The organism is Variovorax sp. Soil_C_33 (genome assembly GCF_057656935.1).
The window spans coordinates 36142-57318 of record NZ_JBDGJK010000022.1 but is presented as its reverse complement, the minus strand read 5'-3'; the positions used below and the strand labels follow the sequence as shown (position 1 = coordinate 57318).

General features: G+C 67.8%; 21 protein-coding genes. 13 read left to right on the top strand and 8 right to left on the bottom strand.

Annotated features, from left to right (window positions below; all coding sequences use genetic code 11):
• Positions 1-50 precede the first annotated feature (50 nt).
• From AC3A6B_RS26555 to AC3A6B_RS26540, 4 genes are all read right to left on the bottom strand, one after another.
• Positions 51-737, bottom strand: a complete 687-nt coding sequence (locus AC3A6B_RS26555; protein ID WP_487839635.1) for an ABC transporter ATP-binding protein — start codon at positions 735-737, stop codon at positions 51-53.
• Positions 734-2383 carry an ABC transporter permease gene (locus AC3A6B_RS26550; RefSeq protein WP_487839634.1) on the bottom strand — a complete coding sequence of 550 codons (1650 nt, stop codon included), beginning with the start codon at positions 2381-2383 and terminating at the stop codon, positions 734-736. Before AC3A6B_RS26550 ends, AC3A6B_RS26555 begins: the two co-directional genes overlap by 4 nt.
• Positions 2380-3414 carry a Fe(3+) ABC transporter substrate-binding protein gene (locus AC3A6B_RS26545; RefSeq protein WP_487839633.1) on the bottom strand — a complete coding sequence of 345 codons (1035 nt, stop codon included), beginning with the start codon at positions 3412-3414 and terminating at the stop codon, positions 2380-2382. Before AC3A6B_RS26545 ends, AC3A6B_RS26550 begins: the two co-directional genes overlap by 4 nt.
• A gap of 121 nt (positions 3415-3535) precedes the next feature.
• Positions 3536-4093, bottom strand: coding sequence for a PaaI family thioesterase (locus AC3A6B_RS26540; RefSeq protein WP_487839632.1), 558 nt, complete (start codon positions 4091-4093; stop codon positions 3536-3538).
• A 29-nt stretch (positions 4094-4122) separates the two neighbouring features.
• Between AC3A6B_RS26540 and AC3A6B_RS26535 the strand changes: the two genes are divergently transcribed.
• The 4 genes from AC3A6B_RS26535 to AC3A6B_RS26520 are packed head-to-tail and all read left to right on the top strand — an operon-like array spanning position 4123 to position 7978.
• A complete protein-coding gene (locus AC3A6B_RS26535; protein WP_487839631.1) occupies positions 4123-4587 on the top strand; it encodes a MarR family winged helix-turn-helix transcriptional regulator in 465 nt (154 codons plus the stop codon).
• Positions 4580-5848, top strand: a complete 1269-nt coding sequence (locus AC3A6B_RS26530; protein ID WP_487839630.1) for an MFS transporter — start codon at positions 4580-4582, stop codon at positions 5846-5848. Before AC3A6B_RS26535 ends, AC3A6B_RS26530 begins: the two co-directional genes overlap by 8 nt.
• Positions 5845-7248: an MATE family efflux transporter gene (locus AC3A6B_RS26525; RefSeq protein ID WP_487839629.1), complete on the top strand. Its 1404-nt coding sequence runs from the start codon at positions 5845-5847 to the stop codon at positions 7246-7248. Before AC3A6B_RS26530 ends, AC3A6B_RS26525 begins: the two co-directional genes overlap by 4 nt.
• Positions 7249-7276: 28 nt before the next feature.
• Positions 7277-7978: an SDR family oxidoreductase gene (locus AC3A6B_RS26520; protein WP_487839628.1), complete on the top strand. Its 702-nt coding sequence runs from the start codon at positions 7277-7279 to the stop codon at positions 7976-7978.
• Here the strand turns inward: AC3A6B_RS26520 and AC3A6B_RS26515 are convergent.
• From AC3A6B_RS26515 to AC3A6B_RS26505, 3 genes are read right to left on the bottom strand one after another with little or no spacing between them, the layout of a single operon-like run.
• The gene (locus AC3A6B_RS26515; RefSeq protein WP_487839627.1) at positions 7960-8724 is read right to left on the bottom strand and encodes an aldolase; all 765 of its coding nucleotides are present in this window, start codon (positions 8722-8724) and stop codon (positions 7960-7962) included. The two genes, AC3A6B_RS26520 and AC3A6B_RS26515, sit on opposite strands and share 19 nt — an antisense overlap.
• 11 nt (positions 8725-8735) lie before the next feature.
• On the bottom strand, positions 8736-9377 hold the full coding sequence (locus AC3A6B_RS26510) for a 2-dehydro-3-deoxy-6-phosphogalactonate aldolase (protein ID WP_487839626.1): 642 nt from the start codon (positions 9375-9377) through the stop codon (positions 8736-8738).
• Positions 9374-10270, bottom strand: a complete 897-nt coding sequence (locus AC3A6B_RS26505; protein ID WP_487839625.1) for a 2-dehydro-3-deoxygalactonokinase — start codon at positions 10268-10270, stop codon at positions 9374-9376. The genes AC3A6B_RS26510 and AC3A6B_RS26505 overlap by 4 nt, the downstream gene beginning before the upstream one ends.
• 215 nt (positions 10271-10485) lie before the next feature.
• On the opposite strand from AC3A6B_RS26505, the gene AC3A6B_RS26500 reads away from it, so the two are divergent.
• From AC3A6B_RS26500 to AC3A6B_RS26460, 9 genes are all read left to right on the top strand, one after another.
• Positions 10486-11433: a 2-hydroxyacid dehydrogenase gene (locus tag AC3A6B_RS26500; RefSeq protein WP_487839624.1), complete on the top strand. Its 948-nt coding sequence runs from the start codon at positions 10486-10488 to the stop codon at positions 11431-11433.
• Between the two features lie 16 nt (positions 11434-11449).
• The gene (locus tag AC3A6B_RS26495; protein WP_487839623.1) at positions 11450-12193 is read left to right on the top strand and encodes a FadR/GntR family transcriptional regulator; all 744 of its coding nucleotides are present in this window, start codon (positions 11450-11452) and stop codon (positions 12191-12193) included.
• Positions 12194-12264: 71 nt separating this feature from the next.
• The gene (locus AC3A6B_RS26490; RefSeq protein ID WP_487839622.1) at positions 12265-13641 is read left to right on the top strand and encodes an ABC transporter substrate-binding protein; all 1377 of its coding nucleotides are present in this window, start codon (positions 12265-12267) and stop codon (positions 13639-13641) included.
• A 92-nt stretch (positions 13642-13733) separates the two neighbouring features.
• Positions 13734-14603: a carbohydrate ABC transporter permease gene (locus tag AC3A6B_RS26485; protein ID WP_487839621.1), complete on the top strand. Its 870-nt coding sequence runs from the start codon at positions 13734-13736 to the stop codon at positions 14601-14603.
• Positions 14600-15451, top strand: coding sequence for a carbohydrate ABC transporter permease (locus AC3A6B_RS26480; RefSeq protein WP_487839620.1), 852 nt, complete (start codon positions 14600-14602; stop codon positions 15449-15451). Before AC3A6B_RS26485 ends, AC3A6B_RS26480 begins: the two co-directional genes overlap by 4 nt.
• Positions 15452-15731: 280 nt before the next feature.
• Positions 15732-16802, top strand: a complete 1071-nt coding sequence (locus tag AC3A6B_RS26475) for an ABC transporter ATP-binding protein (RefSeq protein ID WP_487839619.1) — start codon at positions 15732-15734, stop codon at positions 16800-16802.
• Between the two features lie 158 nt (positions 16803-16960).
• A complete protein-coding gene (locus tag AC3A6B_RS26470) occupies positions 16961-17383 on the top strand; it encodes a rubrerythrin family protein (RefSeq protein ID WP_214694128.1) in 423 nt (140 codons plus the stop codon).
• Between the two features lie 27 nt (positions 17384-17410).
• Entirely contained in the window at positions 17411-18763 is a 1353-nt protein-coding gene (locus AC3A6B_RS26465; RefSeq protein WP_487839618.1) for a (Fe-S)-binding protein, read from the top strand.
• 2 nt (positions 18764-18765) lie between these two features.
• Complete coding sequence (locus AC3A6B_RS26460) at positions 18766-19344, top strand: DUF3501 family protein (RefSeq protein ID WP_487839617.1); 579 nt, start codon at positions 18766-18768, stop codon at positions 19342-19344.
• On the opposite strand, the gene AC3A6B_RS26455 is transcribed toward AC3A6B_RS26460, so the two are convergent.
• Positions 19341-21164 carry a bifunctional metallophosphatase/5'-nucleotidase gene (locus tag AC3A6B_RS26455; RefSeq protein ID WP_487839616.1) on the bottom strand — a complete coding sequence of 608 codons (1824 nt, stop codon included), beginning with the start codon at positions 21162-21164 and terminating at the stop codon, positions 19341-19343. The two genes, AC3A6B_RS26460 and AC3A6B_RS26455, sit on opposite strands and share 4 nt — an antisense overlap.
• Between the last annotated feature and the right edge of the window lie 13 nt (positions 21165-21177).

Sequence of the window (21177 nt, the reverse complement as noted above, 5' to 3'; positions counted from 1 at the left end):
GCGCGATTCTTGCGAGGCTCAAAGACCTTTTCTGAAAAAGCCCATGCGCGTCATTCCGCAGCGCCGCCGGTCCAGTGCGTCAGCCGTCCGTTGTGCATGACGCCGACGTGGTCGGCCATCGCCTGCGCCTCGGCCTCGTTGTGCGTGACCAGCATGGCGGTCTGGCCGGCGGCCTTGAGGATCTCGCGCACCTCGGCCGTCAGGCGCTCGCGCGTGCCGGCGTCGAGGTTGGAAAAAGGCTCGTCGAGCAGCAGCAGGGCCGGCGCCGGTGCGAGCGCGCGGGCCAGCGCGATGCGCTGCTGCTGTCCTCCCGAGAGTTCGTGCGGATAGCGCTCCCCGGCCTCGGCCAGGCCGACCAGCGCGAGCATCGCCGCCACGCGTGCATCGCGCTCCGCGCGCGCCAGCCGCCGCAGGCCGAAGCCCACGTTCTGCGCCGCGGTCAGATGCGGGAACAGCGCGTACTCCTGGAACATCATGCCGACGTGGCGCTGTTCGGGCGGCAGGTGGGTGGCGGGCGAGGACAGCAGCTTGTCGCCGAGCCGGATCTGCCCGGCGCGCACCGGTTCGAAGCCCGCGATCGCGCGCAGCACCGTGGTCTTGCCGCAGCCGGAAGGGCCGAGCAGGCAGCCGATGCGGCCGGCGTCGAGCGCGAGCGAGAAGTCGTCGACCACCGTGTGCAGCCCGCGCGCGCCGTCGTAGGCGAGGCGCACGCCGTCCAGTTGCAAGCTTGCGCTCATGCGTAGGGCCCTTCGGCCGCCGCGCCGAGGCGGTTGCGCGCGAGCAGGATCACCGGCAACAGCCCGGCGAGCACGATCGCCAGCGCGGCGATGGCGCCTTCCTCGTAGGTGCCGCGCGCGGCCTCCGCGTAGAGCCAGGTCGCCAGCGTGTCGAAGTTGGCGGGCCGCAGCAGCAGAGTGGCCGGCAGCTCCTTCATGGCATCGACGAACACCAGCAGCGCGCCCGCGGCAATGGCCGGCTGCAAAAGCGGCAAGTGCACGCGCCGCAGCGTGCCGCCGGCTGTTTCGCCGAGCAGGCGCGAAGCTTGTTCGAGCGCCGGCGGGATGCGCGCCAGCCCGGCCTCGATGCCGCCGACGGGCATGGCCAGAAAGCGGATTGCGCAGGCGATGACGAGCACGATGCCGGCGCTCATCAGCGGCAGTCCTTCGCGGCCCATGAGCGCGCCGAGCGCGGCATCGAAAGCCAGCGCCGGCGTGAGCAGGCCGATGGCCAGCACCGTGCCCGGCACCGCGTAGCCGAGCGTGGCGACCCGCGCCTGCCAGCGCGCGCGGTTGACTGTCGAGCCCTGGCTGCGCACCGCCCAGGCCACCACCAGCCCGGCGGCGACGGCGGCCAGGGTCACGCCGGCGGCCAGTGCGAGGGTGTTGCCCAGGCTCGCGAGCAAGCCGTCGGAAATGCCGCCGCCCTGGCGCAGCCGCTTGGCCGTTTCCCAGACCAGGTAGAGCGCCGGCGCGACGAAGCCGATCGCGACCGGCAGCGCGGCGGCGGCGCTCGCCGCCCAGGCCGCTGCGCCGTGCAGGCGGCGCGGCTGGATCGCGCGCATGCGCTGGGCCGAGCCGAAACGCTGGTGGCGCCGCCCGTTGCGTTCGAGCAGCACCAGCGCCACCACCACGATCAGCATGGCGCAGGCGATCTGCGCCGCACCGGCCAGGTCGGAGCGCGTGATCCAGGTCGTGTAGACCGCGACGGTGAGCGTCTGGATGCCGAGGAATTCCGAAGCGCCGATGTCATTGAGCGCCTCCAGCAGCGCCAGGCTCAGGCCGACGGCCAGCGCGGGCCGGGCGAGCGGCAGCGCGACGCGGAAGAAGGCGCCGCCGCGGCTTTCGCCCAGCGTGCGGGCCGCTTCCATCAGGTGGGCAGGCTGGGTCATGAACATGGCGCGCGCGGTCATGTAGACATAGGGGTAGAGCACGAAGCCGAGCACGAAGATCGCGCCCGGCATCGAGCGCAGGTCGGGCAGGCGGAACTGGCGCGGGCTGTCGAAGCCCAGCGCCCAGCGGATCGCGCCCTGCACCGGGCCGATCGGGTGCAGCAGATCGAGGTAGGCGAAGGCGACGATGTAGGTCGGCATGGCCAGCGGCAGCAACAGGGCCCAGTGCAGCACGCGTCGCCCCGGGAAGTCGCAGGCCGTGACCAGCCAGGCGCAGCCGGTGCCGATCACCAGCACCAGCACGCCCACGCCGGCCAGCAGCACTGCGGTGTTGAGCGCGGCCTGCGGCAGCACGTGCTCCGCGAGATGCGCCCAGTGCGCGAAGCCCGAGCCCAGCGCGAGCCAGACCAGGCTGAGAACCGGTGCGAGCACGCCGAGGGCGATGAGGACCGACGCGGTTCGCCAGACCGGCCCTACCGCCCGTGCACCCGTCACTGGTCGAAACCGACCTTGTCCACCAGCGCGCTGGCCTGCTTGCGGTACTTGGCGATTTCGGTGATGGGCAGCGGGTCGACCTTCAACTCGCCGATGCTGGAGGCGATGATCGAATCGAGCGCCACGCCCTTGCGCACCGGGTATTCGTAGTTGGTCTCGGCGTAGAAGGCCTGCGCCGGCTCCGACACCAGGAACTCGAGCAGCTTCACCGCATTCGCGCGGTTCGGCGCGTTCTTCGCGACCGCGGCACCGCTGATGTTGACGTGCGTGCCGCCGCTCTTGGCATTGGCGAAGGTCGGGCGGATCACCTTGATGGCGTCGCCCCACTTGCGCGCGTCGCTGCCTTCCTTCGAAGCCTTCATTTGGCCGACGTAGTAGGAGTTGGCCAGCCCGATGTCGCAGATGCCGCCGAGGATGTCGCGCGCCACGTCGCGGTCGCCGCCGGTGGCCTTGCGCGCCAGGTTGGCCTTGACGCCGCGCAGCCACTGCTCGGCCTTGGCCTCGCCGTCGTGCGCGATCATCGATGCGACCAGCGCCGTGTTGTAGGGGTGCTGGCCGGCGCGGATGCAGACCTTGCCCTTGTACTTGGGATTCGCGAGATCTTCGTAGCGAAAGGTGGTGAGCGGCAGGCTCTTGTCGGCGTAGAGCACGCGCGCGCGCATCGACAGCGAGAACCATTGGCCGTCGGCGCCGCGCAGGTTGGCCGGGACGGCCGATTCCAGCGCCGCCGATTTCACCGGCTGGGTGACGCCGCCGTCGACCAGGTCCATCAGGTTGCCGATGTCCACGGTCATGAGCACGTCGGCCGGCGAGCGGGCGCCCTCGGCCTTGACGCGCTCGAGCAACCCGTCCTTCACGAACACCGTGTTGACCTTGATGCCGCTTTGCGTGCTGAAGGCGGTGATCAGGGGCTGGATGAGGCCGGGCTCGCGCGTGGTGTAGAGCGTGAGTTCATCGGCCGCGTGGGCGGGCAAGGCACCGGCCAGGCAGGCGGCGGCGATGCAGGTCAGCGCGCAAATGCGTGCGGTCATGGGGCTTCTCCAGAGTCGATTTGTAAAAAGCATCGGCGCCCGTTCGCTTGCGAACGCCGATACGAATCATTATCACTCTTGGAGGGCCGGATTTCGGCCTTTGTGCTTACAGGCGCAGGGCCTACTCGCGCCGTGGCGGGATGTCGAACACCAGGCAGGTGGTAGTGGCGTGCGCGTAGAGGGTGCCGTCAGCGCCGACCAGCCGCGCCTCGGCGGTGGCGAGCTGGCGCCCGCAGTGGATCACCTTGCCTTCGGCGCGCACGCGCGGGACCTTGGGCGTCAGCGCCCTTACGAGATTCACGCCGAGCTCGGCCGTGGTGTAGGCGCGGCCGGCCGGCATCATGGTGTGGACCGCGCAGCCCAGCGCCGAGTCGAGCAGGGTGGCGAACCAGCCGCCATGGATGGTTCCCAGCGGATTCAGGTGCCGCGCGAGCGGCGTGCCCTGGAACACGGCTTGGCCGGGGGCCACCGAGATGAGCGAGAAATCCAGCGTCTTGGCGATGGCAGCGTAGGGGATTTCGGCGCGCAGCATGGCTTCCATCATCTCCAGGCCGGTCTTGCCTGCGAGTTGTTCCGGCCGCGCCAGGCCGGGGCCGGGCCCCGCGTTCAGCCGCTCGGCAATCGCTTCTTCCTCGGCAATCCAGGCCGCCAGTTGCTCCGTCGCGTTTAAAGGTTGCATATACAATGATTGTAGCTACAATAGATCGCATGGATGCTATCGCAAAGCCGCAAGGCTGTACCAACTTCCGGCTCCGTCGCCTCCTGCGCCAGGTGGCCCGCCACTACGACACCGAGGTCACCAAGAGCGGCCTCAAGACCACGCAGTACTCGCTGCTGTCGCATGTGGTGCACCTCGGTCCGCTGCGCCCGAGCGATCTCGCGCATGCGATGAACATCGACGCTTCGACGCTCACGCGCAACCTCAAGCCGCTGATCGCGGCTGGTTGGCTGACGCAGGGCGAGGGCACCGATGCACGCAGCCGGCTGATCGCGGTCACCGATGCCGGCCGCAAGAAGCGCAGCGAAGCGCAGCGCCACTGGCGCGCGGCACAGGAAAAACTCAACGCCCTGCTCGGCATCGAGCGGGTCATCGCGCTGCACGCGCTGATCGACGAGAGCATCGCGCTGCTGCAACCCGCGGACGCTGCCGACGAGGGAGATGCGGATGAATGACAAGACGACCGCCGCGCCCGCCACGCCCGTCGCGCGCTACGCCCTCTGGCTGGTGCTGCTGGCCGCTGCCGGCACCTTCGCGCTCACCATGGGCGTGCGGCAGACGATGGGGCTCTTCCTCTCCTCGCTCAACACCGCAACCGGCCTGGGCATCGGCAGCATCAGCCTGGCCTTCGCCTTCGGCCAGCTCTGGTGGGGCCTGACGCAGCCCTTCGCGGGCGCCGTCGCCGACCGCATCGGCACCGGCCGCGTGATCTTCATCGGCGTGCTGCTGGTGGCGCTGGGCACCATCCTCACGCCGCTGATGACGACGACGGCCGGCCTGATCTTCGCGATCGGGGTGCTGGCCGCTGGCGGCGCCGGCATGGCCGGGCCTTCGGTGCTGATGGCCGCTGTCACGCGCATGGTGCCGCCGGCCAGGCGCGGCCTGGCCACCGGCGTCGTGAACGCCGGCGGTTCCTTCGGCCAGTTCGCAATGGCGCCCATCGCGATTGCGCTGATGGCCGGCGTCGGCTGGGCCAGTGCGATGCAATGGCTTGGCGTGCTGATCCTGCTGGCCTTGCCCGCGGTCTTCGTGCTCAAAGGCAATTCAAACCTGCTCGCTGCCCAGTCGGCCGCGGCGAGCGGCACCCAGCCGCTGACGGCGCGCCAGGCGATCGGCCAGGCGCTCGCCACGCCGAGCTACCTCTACCTGAGCCTCGGCTTTCTGGTCTGCGGCTTCCACGTCGCCTTCCTGGCCACCCACCTGCCGGGCGTGGTGGCGGCCTGCGGATTGCCGCCGGAGATCGGCGGCTGGGCGCTGGGCGTCATCGGCCTCTTCAACATCGTCGGCAGCCTGGCCATGGGCTGGGCCGTCGGCCGCTGGCGCATGAAGTCGTTGCTGGCGCTGCTCTATGCGACGCGCGGCATCGCGGTGCTGATCTTCCTGCTGGCGCCCAAGACGCCGGCCGTGATGCTGGTGTTCGCCGCCGTCATGGGCATCACCTTCCTCTCGACCGTGCCGCCGACCGCGGGCCTGGTGGCCAAGATGTTCGGTCCGGCCAACATGGCGATGCTGTTCGGCGTCGTGATGCTGGCGCACCAGGTCGGCGGCTTCCTGGGCGCCTTCCTCGGCGGCTACGTGTTCCAGGTGACGGGCAGCTACGACATCGTCTGGTACATCGACATCGCGCTGGCAGCCGGCGCGGCGCTCGTCAACCTGCCGATCCGCGAGTCGCGGCCGGTGCTGGTGGCGAAGACCGCTGTGAAGGCCGCGGTATGAGCGCTGTCGATCCGCGCACGCGCCTTCTGATCGAGGCGCCGATCGTCCCCACGCTGCTGCGCCTGGCCGCGCCCAACGTCTTGGTGATGGTCGCCCAGGCCGCTGTCGGCCTGATCGAAACCTACTTCGTCGGCAAGCTCGGCACCGATGCGCTGGCCGGCATGGCGCTGGTGTTCCCGGTCGTGATGCTGATGCAGATGACCTCGGCCGGCGCGATGGGCGGCGGCACCGCCTCGGCCATTGCGCGCGCGCTCGGTGCGCGGCGCCGCGACGATGCCGATTCGCTGGTGCTGCACGCGATTCTGATCGCGCTCGGCTTCGGCCTCGTGTTCACGCTGGCGCTTTTGCTTGGCGGGCGCTGGCTCTATGCGCTGATGGGCGGCACCGGCGCCTCGCTCGATGCGGCACTGACCTATTCCAACTGGGTGTTCGCCGGCGCGGTGCTGGTCTGGCTCTTCAATTCGCTGGCGGCGGTGATCCGCGGCACCGGCAACATGTCGGTGCCGGCCAACGTGACGGTCGCTGGCGTGGTGGTGCTGGTGCCGCTGTCGCCCTTGCTGATTTTCGGCTGGGGTCCCATCCCCGGCATGGGCATCGCCGGCGGCGCGATCGCGCTCCTGCTCTACTACCTGGCCGGCACGCTCGCGCTGTGGGGCTACCTGCGCGGGGGCCGCAGCCTGCTCAAGCCCTCGTGGGCGAAGGCTCGCTTCCAGTGGCCGCTGTTCGCCGACATCCTGCGCGTCGGCCTCGTGGGCGCGATCTCGACCGTGGCCACCAACCTGTCGATCGGCATCGCGACCGCGCTGGCAGGCCAGTTCGGTCCCGGCGCGATCGCCGGCTACGGCACCGCCTCGCGGCTCGAATACCTGCTGGTGCCGCTGGTGTTCGGCCTCGGCGCACCGCTGGTCGCGATGGTCGGCACCGCCATCGGCGCGGGGCAGCGCGAACGCGCCCTGCGCGCCACCTGGGCGGGCGCGGCGATGGCCTTCGTGCTCACCGAGGCCATCGGTCTCGCGGCCGCGCTGTTCCCGAGGCCCTGGCTGATGCTCTTCGGCAGCGATCCGGCGATGCTCGAAGCGGGCTCGCAGTACCTGCGCGCGGTCGGGCCCTTCTACGGCTTCTTCGGCGTCGGGCTGGTGCTGTACTTCGCTTCGCAGGGAGCGGGCCGGCTGCTCTGGCCGGTGCTCGGCAACATCGCGCGCTTGGCGGTGGCCGGGATCGGCGGCTGGCTCGCGTTGCGCTGGGGTGGCCAGCTCAGTCACGTATTCGTCGCGCAGGGCGCGGCGCTGGTGGTCTACGGCACCGTCATCGCATCGTCGATCGCCGGCGGCGCCTGGTTCGGCCGTGTCGGCTGGCCGCGCACCACGGCCGGGCTGCTGCGGCGCGTTCAGCAAACCTGATTCCTCCACTCACTACCGAAAGCTTTTCATGAAGATCAAGGACTCCGTCGTTTTCATCACCGGCGCCAATCGCGGCCTCGGGCTCGCCTATGCACGTGCCGCGCTCGCGGCCGGCGCGAAGAAGGTCTATGCAGCCGCGCGCGACCCGAAAGCGATCGCGCTCGAAGGCGTGCACGCCGTCGCGCTCGACGTGACGAAGCCCGAGCAGGTCGAGGCAGCCGCCCGCGCCTGCGGCGACGTCACGCTGCTCATCAACAACGCCGGCATTTCGCGCGGCTCGGGCCTGCTTTCGCCCGATGCCGTGGATGCGGCGCGTGCCGAGCTGGAGACCAATTTCTTCGGCCCCTGGGCCTTGAGCCGCGCCTTCGCGCCGGTGCTGGCGAAGAACGGCGGCGGCACCATCGTCAACGTCCTGTCGGCGCTGAGCTGGGTCAGCCTGCCGGGTGCGGCCACCTACAGCACCACCAAGTCGGCCACCTGGTCGCTCAGCAACGGCCTGCGCAACGAGTTGCGCGGCCAGGGCACGCAGGTCGTCAGCGTGCATGTGGCTTTCATGGACACCGACATGGCCAGCCATGTGCCGGGCGACAAGACATCGCCCGACGACGTCGCGAAGCAGACCTTCGCTGCCGTCGAATCCGGCCTGCCCGAAGTGCTGGCCGACGCAGTGACGCGCCAGGTCAAGCAGGGCTTCGTTGCGGACCCGCCGGCCTACGCAGCCGCGCGCTGAAGCGGGCGTTCGGGACGCGGCGCGGGCAGCAGCCGGCGCAGCGCCTCGAAGAACAGGTCGGACTGCTCGCGTTCGCCCTGGATCTGCGCCGCCACGTGCGCGGCCAGCGCCGCGTCGACCGGCACCAGCGGCCGGCCGGTGGATTGCGCGATCACCTGGTGCAGGCAGGCGCGTTCGAGGTAGTAGAGGTCGTCGTAGGCATGAGCGATGTTCGCGCCGGCCACGATCACGCCGTGGTTGGCCAGGAAGACGATGTCCTTGCCGGCCATCGCATGGGCGATGCGTTCTCCCTCGCGGTCGTCGAGCGCCAGGCCGTTGTACTGCGCGTCGACGGCGATGCGGTTCATGAAGCGCATGGCGTTCTGGCTCAGCGTCGGGTCGAGCGCGCGATCGGCGGTGAGCGTGAGGGCGGTCGCATAGGGCATGTGGCAATGCAGCACCACCGCATGGCCGGTGATGCGGTGCACCGCGCCGTGGATGAAGAGGGCGGTGGGCTCGACGCGATGGCGGCCGGCCAGCACTTCGCCGTGCACGTCGATCAGCACGATGTCCTCGGGGCCGATCTCGCTCCAGTGCAGGCCGCGCGGGTTGATCAGGTAGCGGTCCTGCGCGCCGGGCAGGACGACGCTGAAATGGTTGCACACGCCTTCGGAGAGGCCGTGGTGCGCGGCGGCGCGCAAGGCGAGCGCGAGCTTGTCGCGCAAGGCGCGGACGGCGGGGCTGGCGTAGTCGGATTCGGCGGACATGGCGATGGCTTTCAGGCGCGTACGACCGCGTTGAACGCGGCGACGAAATCGAGTGCGGCCTCGCGCACTGCGGCCGCGCTCTTTCCGGGTTTGTAGAGCGCCGAGCCGATGCCGAACCCGGTGGCGCCGGCATCGCGCCAGGCGCCCATGTTGGCGGGGGTGATGCCGCCCACGGGCATCAGCGGCGTGCCCTTGGGCAGCACCGCGAGCAAGGCCTTCACCACCGCGGGCGAGGCCAGTTCGGCTGGGAACAGCTTGAGCCCGCTCGCGCCGGCCTCGAGCGCGCCGAAGGCCTCGGTCGGCGTCATCACGCCGGGCAGGCTCACGAGACCGAGGCGCGCCGCTTCGGCCAGCACTTCGGCGTTGAAGTTGGGCGCCACGATCAGCTCGCCGCCGGCCGCATGCACCTCGCGCACCTGCTGCGCATCGAGCACCGTGCCGGCGCCGACCAGCGCATCCGGAAAGCGCCGGCGCAGGAGCGCGATGCTCTCGAGCGGCTGCGGCGAGTTGAGCGGTACTTCGAGCAGCCAGAAGCCCGATTCGACGACCGCATCGCCGACCTCCGGCGCCTCGGCCTGCGTCAGCCCGCGCAGGATCGCCACCAGCGGCAGCTGCTGCATGGCGGCGGAGAATTTGTCCAGAGGCGATGTCATGGTCTTGTTCTGTTTGCGTTGAGGAATGCCGACAGCGCATGCAAGCCGGCCCAGGTGGCTTCGGCGCCCAGCGTCCGCGCGGTATTGCCCGAAGCCTGCAGCGCCAGCAGATAGCGCTGCGTCAGCGCCGGCGTGCCGATCAGCACCAGGTCTCCGGCGGCGTGGATCGATTGGGTGCGCAGCTCCTCGCCGATCAGAAGCCCCGACAGGTAGCTCGCAAGATCACCAGCCGACATGCGCTCGAACAGCGCCAGCGTGCGCGCGCCGAAGGCGTTGTGCAGCAGGCCCTGGCCGTTGTCGGCCTGCGTCACGCCTTCGAGAAAGGAGACTTCGTCGAGCGGCGCCTGTGCATCGAGCGTGCGTGCCAGGATCGAATGCCGGCTCAAGAGCGCATAGAACTCGCCGGTCATGAAGGTGCGGAAGCTCGTCACGCGGCCGCGCTTCACGGTGGCCCACTTGTTGTGCGTGCCCGGCAGCACGAAAACGCCGTCGGCGAGGCCCGTGAGCGCCATGGCGCCGAAGATCTGCACTTCTTCGCCCCGCATCACATCGGGCACGCCGTCGTGCAGGTCACTGAGGCCGGGCACGATCGCGATGCGGCCGGGCTCGATCTCGACGATCGCGCTGCCCACTTCGACCCGGCCCGACGGGCAGGGACAGTAGGGCGCCTCGACCCAGCCCTGCTTGCTGCCGGCCATGCCCGAGATCAGGCAGAAGCTGCCGGTCGGGCGCATCCAGTCGCCGAACAGTTCTTCGAACAGGGCCGGGAAGCCGCCCGGCGGGACCGTGAGGATGCCGCGCGGATGCTCGCGCTCCTCGAGCACACGGCCCTTGCCGTCGAGCCGCGCGCCGCGCAATGAACTCGTGCCCCAGTCGATGGCGATCAAATGCATTCGGCGATTGTCTCTTGGAACGAAGGAGCCACGCTTGCTGCGCAGGAATCCGGGGGTGTCAGGGTTTGTCCTGCCGGGCCTGGATTTCAATCATCATATGATAAGCCTCGACAGTGCATCGGGATCCGAAGACCCCGATTCCGCAGGAGACAACACATGCCCCATTCATTGAACGCGATGCGGAAGCGCCCGGTGCAAACGACGGGCATCGGGCTATGAGCGCCACCCGTCCCGAGGTGCTGGTCGTCGCGCCCTTGATGCCCTTCCTGATGGACGCGCTGCAGCGCGAGTACACGGTGCACGATCGGACGCACATCAGCGACCCCGAGGCCTTCTCGGCCGCTGCTCCGCGCATCCGCGCGGTCGTCGCGAACGGCGAGGCCAAGGTGCCGCGCGATCTGATGGCCCGCCTGCCGGCGCTGGAAATGATCTCGGTATTCGGCGTCGGCTACGACGGCGTCGACCTGGGCGCGGCGCACGAACGCAGCGTGCCGGTCACCAACACGCCGCAGGTGCTGAACGACGACGTGGCCGATCTCGCGATCGGCCTCCTGCTCTCGATCGCGCGCCGCATTCCCCAGGCCGACCGCTTCGTGCGCGACGGCGAGTGGCCGAAGGGCCCGTTCCCGCTCAACCGCAAGGTCACGGGCGCCCGCCTGGGCGTGGTCGGCATGGGCCGCATCGGGCAGGCCATCGCGCACCGTGCGCGCGCCTTCGACATGCAGATCGCGTACACCGCGCGCTCGCCGCGCGCGGAGGTCGACTATGCCTACCACCCCGACGCGGTCGCGCTCGCCGCCGCCGTCGATTTCCTGGTCGTCATCACGCCCGGCGGCGCGGCGACGCGCGGCCTGATCGATGCGCGCGTGCTCGAGGCGCTCGGGCCGCAGGGCTACCTCATCAACGTGGCGCGCGGCAGCGTGGTCGACGAAGCGGCGCTGATCGCCGCGCTCTCGAACGGCGTCATCGCCGGCGCCGCCCTCGACGTCTACGCCAACGAGCCGCAGGTGCCGGCCGAGCTGCGCGCCATGTCCAACGTGGTGCTCACGCCGCACATGGCCAGCGGCACGAAGCAGACGCGCGAGGCCATGGCGCAACTGACCTTCGACAACCTGCGTGCGCATTTCGCAGGTGCGCCCTTGCTGACACCGGTGGATGCCTGAAGGCGCGACGCGGCACATGACCAAGAACACCCATGGCCGCACGCTCGAACTGCTGGGTGAGGCGATCGTGTCGCGCCGTTTCGACGTCGGCGCGCCGATGCCCGCGGAGCCCCTGCTGTGCGAGGAGTTCGGCGTCAGCCGCACGGTGGTGCGCGAAGCGGTGAAGTCGCTGGTCGCCAAGGGCCTGATCGTCACGGGACCGAAGGTCGGGACCCGCGTGCTGCCGGAGGACCGGTGGAACTGGTTCGATCCCGACGTGATCACCTGGCAGGCCCGCGCCGGCCTCACGCCCGAGTTCCTGCGCGACCTGCTGGATCTGCGGCGCGTGGTCGAGCCGGCAGCTGTTCGGCTGGCGGCCGAACGCGCCACCGCGGCCGACATCGAAGAGATCGAAGAGGCCTACGCCGGCATGAAGCAGGCGGTCGAGTACGGCGGCGACTACGTCACCAGCGACCTGCGCTTTCACCACGGACTGCTGGTCGCCGCGGGCAACCGCATGCTGGCGCAGATGAGCAAGGCGCTGAACGCGCTGCTGCGCACCAGCTTCGAGCTCTCGACCGCCAAGAAGGATGGGCCGGCCTTGTCGCTGCCGATGCATCGGGCGGTGCTCGATGCGGTCATCGCGCACAACCCGGCACGCGCCGAGCGAGCCATCATCAAGCTCATCGATGGCGCGCGCGAAGACATCGAGGAGGTGCTCGGCTCGCGCCGTCGCCTGCCGCGCCTCGGCCGATCTCCGCCGCGGCTCAGGGCCGCTTGAGACGCAGGCCGCATCGCTTTCCCAGCAACGCTCATGGATCGAGCACCCATCGTCAAAAAAGGAGACACAGCATGAAATTCAAGGCACTCATGATCCCCGCGCTGGTCGCGCTGGGGCTCGCTGCCGCCGGCCAGGCTGCGGCACAGGAGAAGCTCACCGTCTGGTGGGGCAAGGGCTTCTACAAGGCGGAAGACGACGCGCTGCTCTCCGCCATCAAGAAGTTCGAGGCCAAGAACCCGAAGATCAAGGTCGAACTGTCGCTCTATGCGCCGCAGGAAATGATTCCGAAGTCGGTGGCCGCGCTCGACGCCGGCAATCCGCCCGACGTGGCCTATGGCGACGTCTACGACTTCCAGGTCACGGCCAAGTGGGCCTACGACGGCAAGCTCGAAGACGTGACCAGCATCCTCGATCCGATGCGCGCCAAGTTCGAGCCCGCGGCGCTGGCGACCACCTTCCTCTACAACGACGTCACCAAGAGCCGGGCCTACTACGCCTATCCGATCAAGCAGCAGACCATGCACATCCAGTACTGGAAGGACATGCTGGCCGAGGCGGGCTTCAAGGAGAGCGACATCCCGACCGACTGGAAGGGCTACTGGAGCTTCTGGTGCGACAAGGTGCAGGCCGGCTACCGCCAGAAGACCGGCACCCGCGCCTTCGGCACGGGTTTCCCGATGGGCGTGGATTCGAGCGACTCGTTCTACTCGTTCCTGACCTTCATGGATGCCTACAACGTGAAGCTGGTCAACGACGCCGGCAAGCTGACGGTCGACGACCCGGCGGTGCGTCAGGGCCTGATCAACGCGCTGACCGACTACACATCGGTCTATGCGAAGAACTGCACCCCGCCATCGGCCACCAACTGGAAGGATCCGGACAACAACGTCGCCTTCCACAACAAGACCACGGTGCTCACCCACAACGCGACCATCTCGATCGCCGCCAAGTGGCTCGACGACTCTAACAATGCCAGCCTGACGGAAGCGCAGCGCGCCGCCGCCAAGGCGAACTACACCGAGAAAATCGCCACCGCCGGCTTCCCCAACAAGCCCGACGGCTCCAAGATGGTGTACCGCGCGGCCGTGAAGACCGGCGTGATCTTCAAGGATGCCAAGAACAAGGAATCCGCGAAGAAATTCGTCGCCTTCATGCTCGACGATGCCAATCTGACGCCCTATGTCGAAGGCTCGCTCGGACGCTGGTTCCCGGTGACCAAGGCGGCGCAGCAAAGCCCGTTCTGGAAGCAGGACCCGCATCGCACGGCGGTCTACAACCAGTTCATGGCCGGCACCACGCCCTTCGAATTCACCAAGAACTACAAGTTCACGGTGCTCAACAACGAGAACGTGTGGGCCAAGGCGATGAACCGCATCCTCAGCGAGAAGGTGCCGGTGGACAAGGCCGTGGACGAACTGATCGCGCGCATCAAGGCAGTTGCGGGCTGAGCCTCTGAATCGGTCCGGCCGCGGCTCGGCGCCGCGGCCGTCCGCCTGTCCATCATCTTCTCCGCTTGAACGACATCGGGGTGAACTGAACCATGACTCAAGCTGTCACCGCATTGCCGCACGTCGCGGCGCCGGCGTCTCGCAGCCTTTCCCGCTGGGAATTCTGGGGGCGCCTGTTCGTCGTGCCCTACCTGCTCGTGTTCATCGTGTTCGTGCTGTACCCGGTGGGCTACGGCCTGTGGCTGGCGCGGCACCCGGCCAGCTACACCAAGCTGTTCGACGACCCGATCTTCTTCCGCAGTGCCGTCAACACCATCGTGTTCCTGGTGGTGGCGATCAATCTCAAGATGATCGCCGCGCTGGTGCTGTCCGGCTTCTTCATCAAGACGCGCTGGTGGATCAAGGCGCTCTCGGTGCTCTTCATCCTGCCCTGGGCAGTGCCTTCGATTCCGACCATCCTGTCGGTGCGCTTCATGCTCAATCCGGAGTGGGGGGTCATCAACTCGGTGATCTTCCGCCTCACGGGGCTCGACGGACCGAACTGGCTCAACGACCCGACGCTTGCGCTTTCGTTCTCGATGCTCATGCACATCTGGAAATCGCTGCCGTTCTGGACGCTGATCCTGGTGGCCGGGCGCCTGTCCATTCCGTCCGAGCAGTACGAGGCCGCCTCGGTCGACGGCGCGAGCAACTGGCAGAAGTTCCGCTTCATCACCTGGCCGGCGATGCGCACGCTCTACATCACGTCGACCATCCTGTCGGCCATCTGGACGCTGGGCGACTTCAACAGCGTCTACCTGCTCACGGGCGGCGGGCCGGCCGACCTGACACACGTGCTGGCGACCCTGGGCATCCGCTACCTGCGGCTCGACCAGATGGACGTGGCCATGGCCTCGATCGTGGTCGCGCTGCCGCTGGTGCTGCCGCTGGTCTATTTCATGATGAAGAGGTTGTCGAAATGAAGCGATGGACCCTGCGCTCCGTCACCGCCGAAGCCAAGCTGCTGCTGATCGGCATCCCGGTGTTCCTGTGGACCATCATCCCGGTCTATCACATGTTCCTGTTCGCGATCTCCGAGCGCGACTCGGCCACCTCCGGCCGGCTGTGGCCCAAGAACCCGACGCTACAGAACTTCGACACCGTGTTCAACCAGAAGCATTTCTATCTCTCGCACTTCTGGCAGCAGCTCGGCAACTCGCTCGTCATCGCGATCGCGGTCGGCCTGATCACCTTGATCGTGGCCACCACCGCCGCCTTCGCGATCAGCCGGCTGCGGGTGCGAGGCGGGCGCACGGTGCTCAACATGGCCCTGTTCACCTACTTCATCCCCGCCGCGTTCCTGGCGGTGCCGATGTACAAGACGATGGCCAACTACGGGCTGCTCAACAACCAGTGGTCGCTGATCTTCGCGATGGTCACCATCGCCTCGCCTTACTGCATCTGGGTGCTCAAGCAGGCCTCGGACAAGCTGCCCTACGAGCTTGACGAGGCGGCGCGCATGGACGGCGCCACGCCGGTACAGCTGTTTCGCCTGGTGTACCTGCCGCTGATGGTGCCCTCGATGGTGGCGGTGGGCACCTATGCACTGCTCCTGGCCTGGAACGAATACCTCTATGCCTTCCTGCTGCTGTCCAACGAAACCGACATCACGCTCGGGGTGGCTCTGGGCAACTTCCTGGCGGCCGACGATTCGCCATGGGAACTGCTGATGGCCACCGGTTTCATCTATGCGCTGCCGCCGGCGGCGATCTACTACGCGTTCAAGCGCTACATGGTCGGCGGTCTGACGGCCGGCGCCGTCAAGAGTTAGGGCCTGTTAACACATGAATCACCCCCGCGTGGGGCCCCACAGAGGGCCCAATCCAGGCGCCAAGCGGAACTGGGTTGCACACCCAGTGAGCATTGGCAACGACGAGCGGGCCCTCTGTGGGGCCTCACCCGGAGGGCCGGGGCGGCAAGAGGCGCATGGCGTCGTTGCGGTCCTTGCCCGGGGGGCGACCCCGGGCTGCGGCCCGCGCCTAGCCCTGCACCCCTTGCCGCCCCGGCGCGGGGGTGATTCATGTGTTAACAGGCCCTAAGGGATCAAAAACATGGCATCCGTTTCCTTCAACAACGTCAAGAAGTCCTTCGGCAAGGTCGACATCCTTCACGGGCTGGGCTTCGACATCGCCGACGGCGAATTCGTGGTGCTGGTCGGCCCCTCGGGCTGCGGCAAGTCCACGCTGCTGCGCATGCTGGCCGGCCTGGAGGACATCACCGGCGGCGAGATCCTGATCGACGGCCGGGTCGTGAACGAGCTCGAGTCCAAGGACCGCGACATCGCGATGGTGTTCCAGAGCTACGCGCTCTATCCGCACATGACGGTGGGCGAGAACATGGGCTTCAGCCTGCGCTTGCGCAATGCGGACAAGTCGGTCACCGAACAGCGTGTGGCCGACGCCGCGAAGATCCTCAACCTCGATGCGCTGCTCGGGCGCTATCCGCGCGAGCTTTCGGGCGGGCAGCGCCAGCGCGTGGCGATGGGGCGCGCCATCGTGCGCGATCCCAAGGTCTTCCTGTTCGACGAGCCGTTGTCCAACCTCGACGCCAAGCTGCGGGTGGCGATGCGCGCCGAGATCAAGGCCCTGCACCAGCGGCTGAAGACCACCACGGTGTACGTCACGCACGACCAGATCGAGGCCATGACCATGGCCGACCGCATCGTGGTCATGCACGACGGCCTGGTCGAGCAGATCGGCACGCCGCTGGAACTCTACGACCGGCCGGACAACCTGTTCGTCGCGCAGTTCATCGGTTCCCCGGCGATGAACGTGATCGAAGGCGTGCTCCGGCGCAACGGCGACGGCTGCAGCGTCGAGGCGCATGGTGCGCACTGGCCGGCGCCGGCCGCAACCGCGGCGGCCGACGGCCAGGCGGTGCACTACGGCATCCGCCCCGGCGACATCGCGCTCGGGAGCGCGGGCAGCGGCGTGCCGGCCAAGGTGATCGTCGTCGAGCCGACCGGCAACGAGACCGAGCTGCTGGTGCAGGTGGGCGAGGCGAAGCTCATCGTGGTGGTCCACGGTCGCGTCGACGCGGCACCGGACGACACCATCGGCCTCGTGATCGGCGCCGGGAGCGCGCACCTCTTCGACAGGCAGAACAGTCGCCGGCTGAACTGAGCGCGGCGCCTCGCTCATTGGTTGCGTCAATGGCCTCTATTGAGGCTTTGTATTTGGATATCGGCGCCATGTAGCGTAGATTGGCGAGGCGCCGCTGCCTAGCAGCGACGGTTCCACCTGCCTGCCCGCCTAGCCATATCCAAATCAAGGAGATAGCCATGGAGTTGAAAGGATCGAGGACCGAGCAGAACCTGAAGGACGCCTTCGCAGGCGAATCCCAGGCCAATCGGCGCTACCTGTACTTTGCGAACAAGGCCGACATCGAAGGCCAAAACGACGTGGCGGCGCTGTTCCGCTCCACCGCCGAAGGCGAGACCGGCCATGCGCACGGCCACCTGGAGTTCCTGGAGCACGGTTCGGGCGACCCGGCCACGGGACTGCCGATCGGCGACAGCCGTCTCAACCTGCAGGCCGCAGTGGCCGGCGAGACCCACGAGTACACCGACATGTACCCGGGCATGGCCAAGCAGGCCCGCGAAGAAGGCTTCGACGAGATCGCCAACTGGTTCGAGACGCTGGCCAAGGCCGAACGCTCGCACGCCAACCGCTATACCAAGGCGCTGGACGCGTTGGCCGACTGATTCGGCGTAGGCGCCTGGCGCCGCCTCATGACGAATCGAGAAGGCAATCTCGAGGCTCCGACACGCCATCCGGTCGATTGGAAGAACCCCGAGTTCTACGACCCCGTCTCCTGCGAGAAGGAGATGGAGCGGATCTTCGACATCTGCCACGGCTGCCGGCGCTGCGTGAGCCTGTGCCAGGCTTTCCCGACGCTGTTCGACCTGGTCGATGCCACCGAAGAGGGCGAAGTCCATGCCGTGCCCAAGAAGGGCTTCGCGAGCGTCGTCGACCAGTGCTATCTGTGCGACCTCTGCTACATGACCAAGTGTCCCTACGTGCCGCCGCACCCGTGGAACGTGGACTTCCCGCACACCATGCTGCGCGCCAAAGCCATCAAGTTCAAGAGCGGGGGAGTCGCCGCCGGCGAGAGGCTGCTGGCCTCGACCGACGTGCACGGCCAGTTCGCCGGCATCCCGGTCGTGGTGCAGGCCGTGAATGCGCTGAACAAGACCAAGCCGGTGCGCAAGCTGCTCGACAGTGCCCTGCACGTGCACCCGAATGCCTGGCTGCCCGACCTGGCGACGAAGCGCTTCCGCTGGAGCGCGCCCAAGGATGAAGCGGCCAAGCCGGTGGTGGACGGCGAGCGCGCACCCGGCAAGGTCGCAATCTTCTCGACCTGCTACGTCAACTACAACGAGCCCGGCATCGGGTTCGACCTGATCAAGCTGCTCGAGCACAACGCCATCGCCTACATCGTGGTCGAGAAGGAGAGCTGCTGCGGCATGCCCAAGTTCGAACTCGGCGATCTCGATGGCGTGGCGAAGCACAAGGAAGCCAACATCCCGGTGCTCGCGAAGTACGCGCGGGACGGCTATGCCATCCTGTCGGCGATTCCGTCGTGCACGCTGATGTTCAAGCAGGAACTGCCCTTGCTCTTTCCCGACGACGCCGAGGTCAAGCTCGTGCAGCAGGCGATGTTCGACCCCTTCGAATACCTGATGGCGCGCCACAAGGACGGCCTCTTGAAGACCGATTTCAAGTCTGCGCTGGGCAAGGTGAGCTACCACATTCCCTGCCACGGCCGCGTGCAGAAGATCGGCCGCAAGACCGAGGAGATGTTCAAGCTGATCGGCCAGACGGTGGCGGTACAGCTCAACACCGTCGAGCGCTGCTCGGGCCATGCCGGCACCTACGGCGTGAAGACAGCCACCCATCCGGTCGCGATGAAGATCGGCAAGCCGGTGTTCAAGACGATGGCGAAGGACGCACCCGACTACATCAGTTCCGACTGCGCGCTGGCCGGCCACCACATCGCACAGGGCATGGCCCAAGACGGCTTGCCGACCGCCCCGCTGCAGCATCCGCTCAGCCTCGTGCGCAAGGCCTACGGTTTGGAGTGAACATGAGCATCACCCGAGACAGCCTGTTGACGCTGGAGGCATACGCGAAGATCCGCAAGAGCAGCGCGCCGGAGTTCATTGCGCACCGGCGGCTTCGCACGGTGCACCTGGGCGAGCATGTCAGCATCCAGTTCGAGGACGAGACGACGATCCGCCGCCAGATCCAGGAGATGCTGCACATCGAAAAGATCTTCGACGAAGAGGGCATCCAGAGCGAGATCGATACCTACGCCCCGCTGGTGCCCGAAGGCAGCAACTGGAAGGCCACCATGCTGATCGAGTTCCCCGACGTGCACGAGCGCAAACGCGAACTCGCCAGGCTCATCGACGTGGAGGACCGCGTGTTCGTCGAGGTCGAAGGCCACGGACGCATCTACGCGATCGCCGACGAAGACATGGAGCGCGAGAACGACGAGAAGACCTCGGCGGTCCACTTCGTGCGTTTCGAGTTCGGCGATGCCGCGCGCGCGGCGGTGCGCGCGGGCGCGAGCGTCAAGCTGGGCTGCGACCACACCAACTACCCGGCGCTCGCAAGCATCGCGCCGGAGACTCTGGCGAGCCTGGCCGGCGACCTGACTTAGGGCGTCAGATTGGTGATCCGGTTGGTCGCCGCCGGCGCGAGCGGGCTGTTGGCGGCGATGTAGGCTTCGAGCGCGTCCACGTCCTGGTCGCCGCCCAGCGAATCGGTGCCCTGGTTGAAGACGGTGAAGTTGTCGCCGCCGGTGGCCAGGAAGCTGTTCATCGTCACGCGGTAGTTTGCCGCATCGCTCATCGCGGTGCCGTTGAGCGCCATGGCCGTGATGCGCGAGCCGGCCGGCTGCGCGAGGTTGTAGCTGTAGGTGAAGGAGTTCGAGGGCAGCAGCACGCGCGGCGCGGCCACGGTGTTGGTGCCGCTGTTGAACTGCTGCTCGAGCAGCGCCTTGATCTGCGCGCCCGTCATCGTCTTCACGACCAGGCTGTTGCCGAAGGGCTGCACGCTGAAGATCTGGCCGTAGCTGACATCGCCGTTGGCGGCCGGCACCAGATCGGCGCGCACGCCGCCCGGATTCATGAAGGCGATCTGCGCGCCGCCCTTGGCCGGCGCGGTGGTCGCGGCGAGCTGCGCATCGGCGATCAGGTTGCCGAGCGCGTTCTCGCGCGAGGGCATGACCTGCGTGCGCGTCACCGGGCCCGTGAGCTGGCCCACCACGCGCTGCACCAGCGGCGCCGCCACGGCCGCGTACTGGGAGATCAGTGCCGCGACCTCCTGGTTCTTGCCGAAGACGGGGTACTGGTCGGTGAGGGCCACCGTCGTGGCGCCGCTGGTGAAGGCCTCGCCCTGGACGATCACGTTGTCGGCCTTCTTGGCCGTGACCTTGCGCGTGCGCGTGTCGATGGTGATGTCGATGTCGGTCAGCAAGGTGCCGTACTGGCCCGCGCTGGTCAGCAGGAAAGGCTTGGCCGCATTGGTCTTGCCGTAGTCGCAGATGTAGGAACGGTGCGTGTGGCCGGAAATCACCACATCGACCTGGGCATCGAGCTTGTTGAGGATCGGCAGGACGTCGCCGGACAGCCCGGCGCAGCTCTTGTCGTTGTAGCCCACGGTGGTGGTGCCGCCTTCGTGGATGACGACCACGATGGCGTCAGCGCCCTGCGACTTGAGCTGCGGAATCAGCGCGTTGGCGGTTTCGGCCTCGTCGGTGAAGCTCAATCCGGCGACGCCCGAGGGTGTGACGATGGTCGGCGTGCCCTTGAGCGTCATGCCGATGAAGCCCACCTTCACCGTCGCGCCATCCTTGGTGAAGCTCTTGATGCCGGTCGCGGGGAACAGCGTGCTGCCGTCGCTCTTCTTGGTATTGGCGGCCAGGAAGCCGAAGTTGGCGCCGGGGAAGGCCTTGTTCACGCGGCAGGGCTCGAGCGGCGTGTTCTTGGCGCAGCCGCCGTTCTTCATGCGCAGCAGCTCGGTCTGGCCCTTGTCGAATTCGTGGTTGCCGACGGCATTGAAGTCGATCTTCATCTGGTTCACCGCCTCGATGGTCGGCTCGTCGAGGAAGAGCGCCGACACCAGCGGCGAGGCGCCGATCATGTCACCGGCCGAGACCACGGCGTTGTTCGGATTCTTGGCCTTGAGCGACGCGATGGCCGAGGCCATGTAGGCCGCGCCGCCGGCCGGCACCGCAATCGTGCCGCCGGCGGCAGCCGGCGCGGTGATCGACAGCCTGGGCGGCTCCAGGTTGCCATGCAGGTCGTTGAAGCTGATGAGCTTCACGTCCACGCTGGCGGGCGTGCTCGGCGTGTCGGGGCTGGCAGGCGGCGGAACGAAAGGAATGCCGCCCGAGCCGCCGCTGCCGCCGCAGGAGGAGAGCAGGGCGGCAGCAGCGATGGCGCCGGCGAGCGCAGCGTGCTTCAACGAGATGTGCATGAAGGTCCTCTTC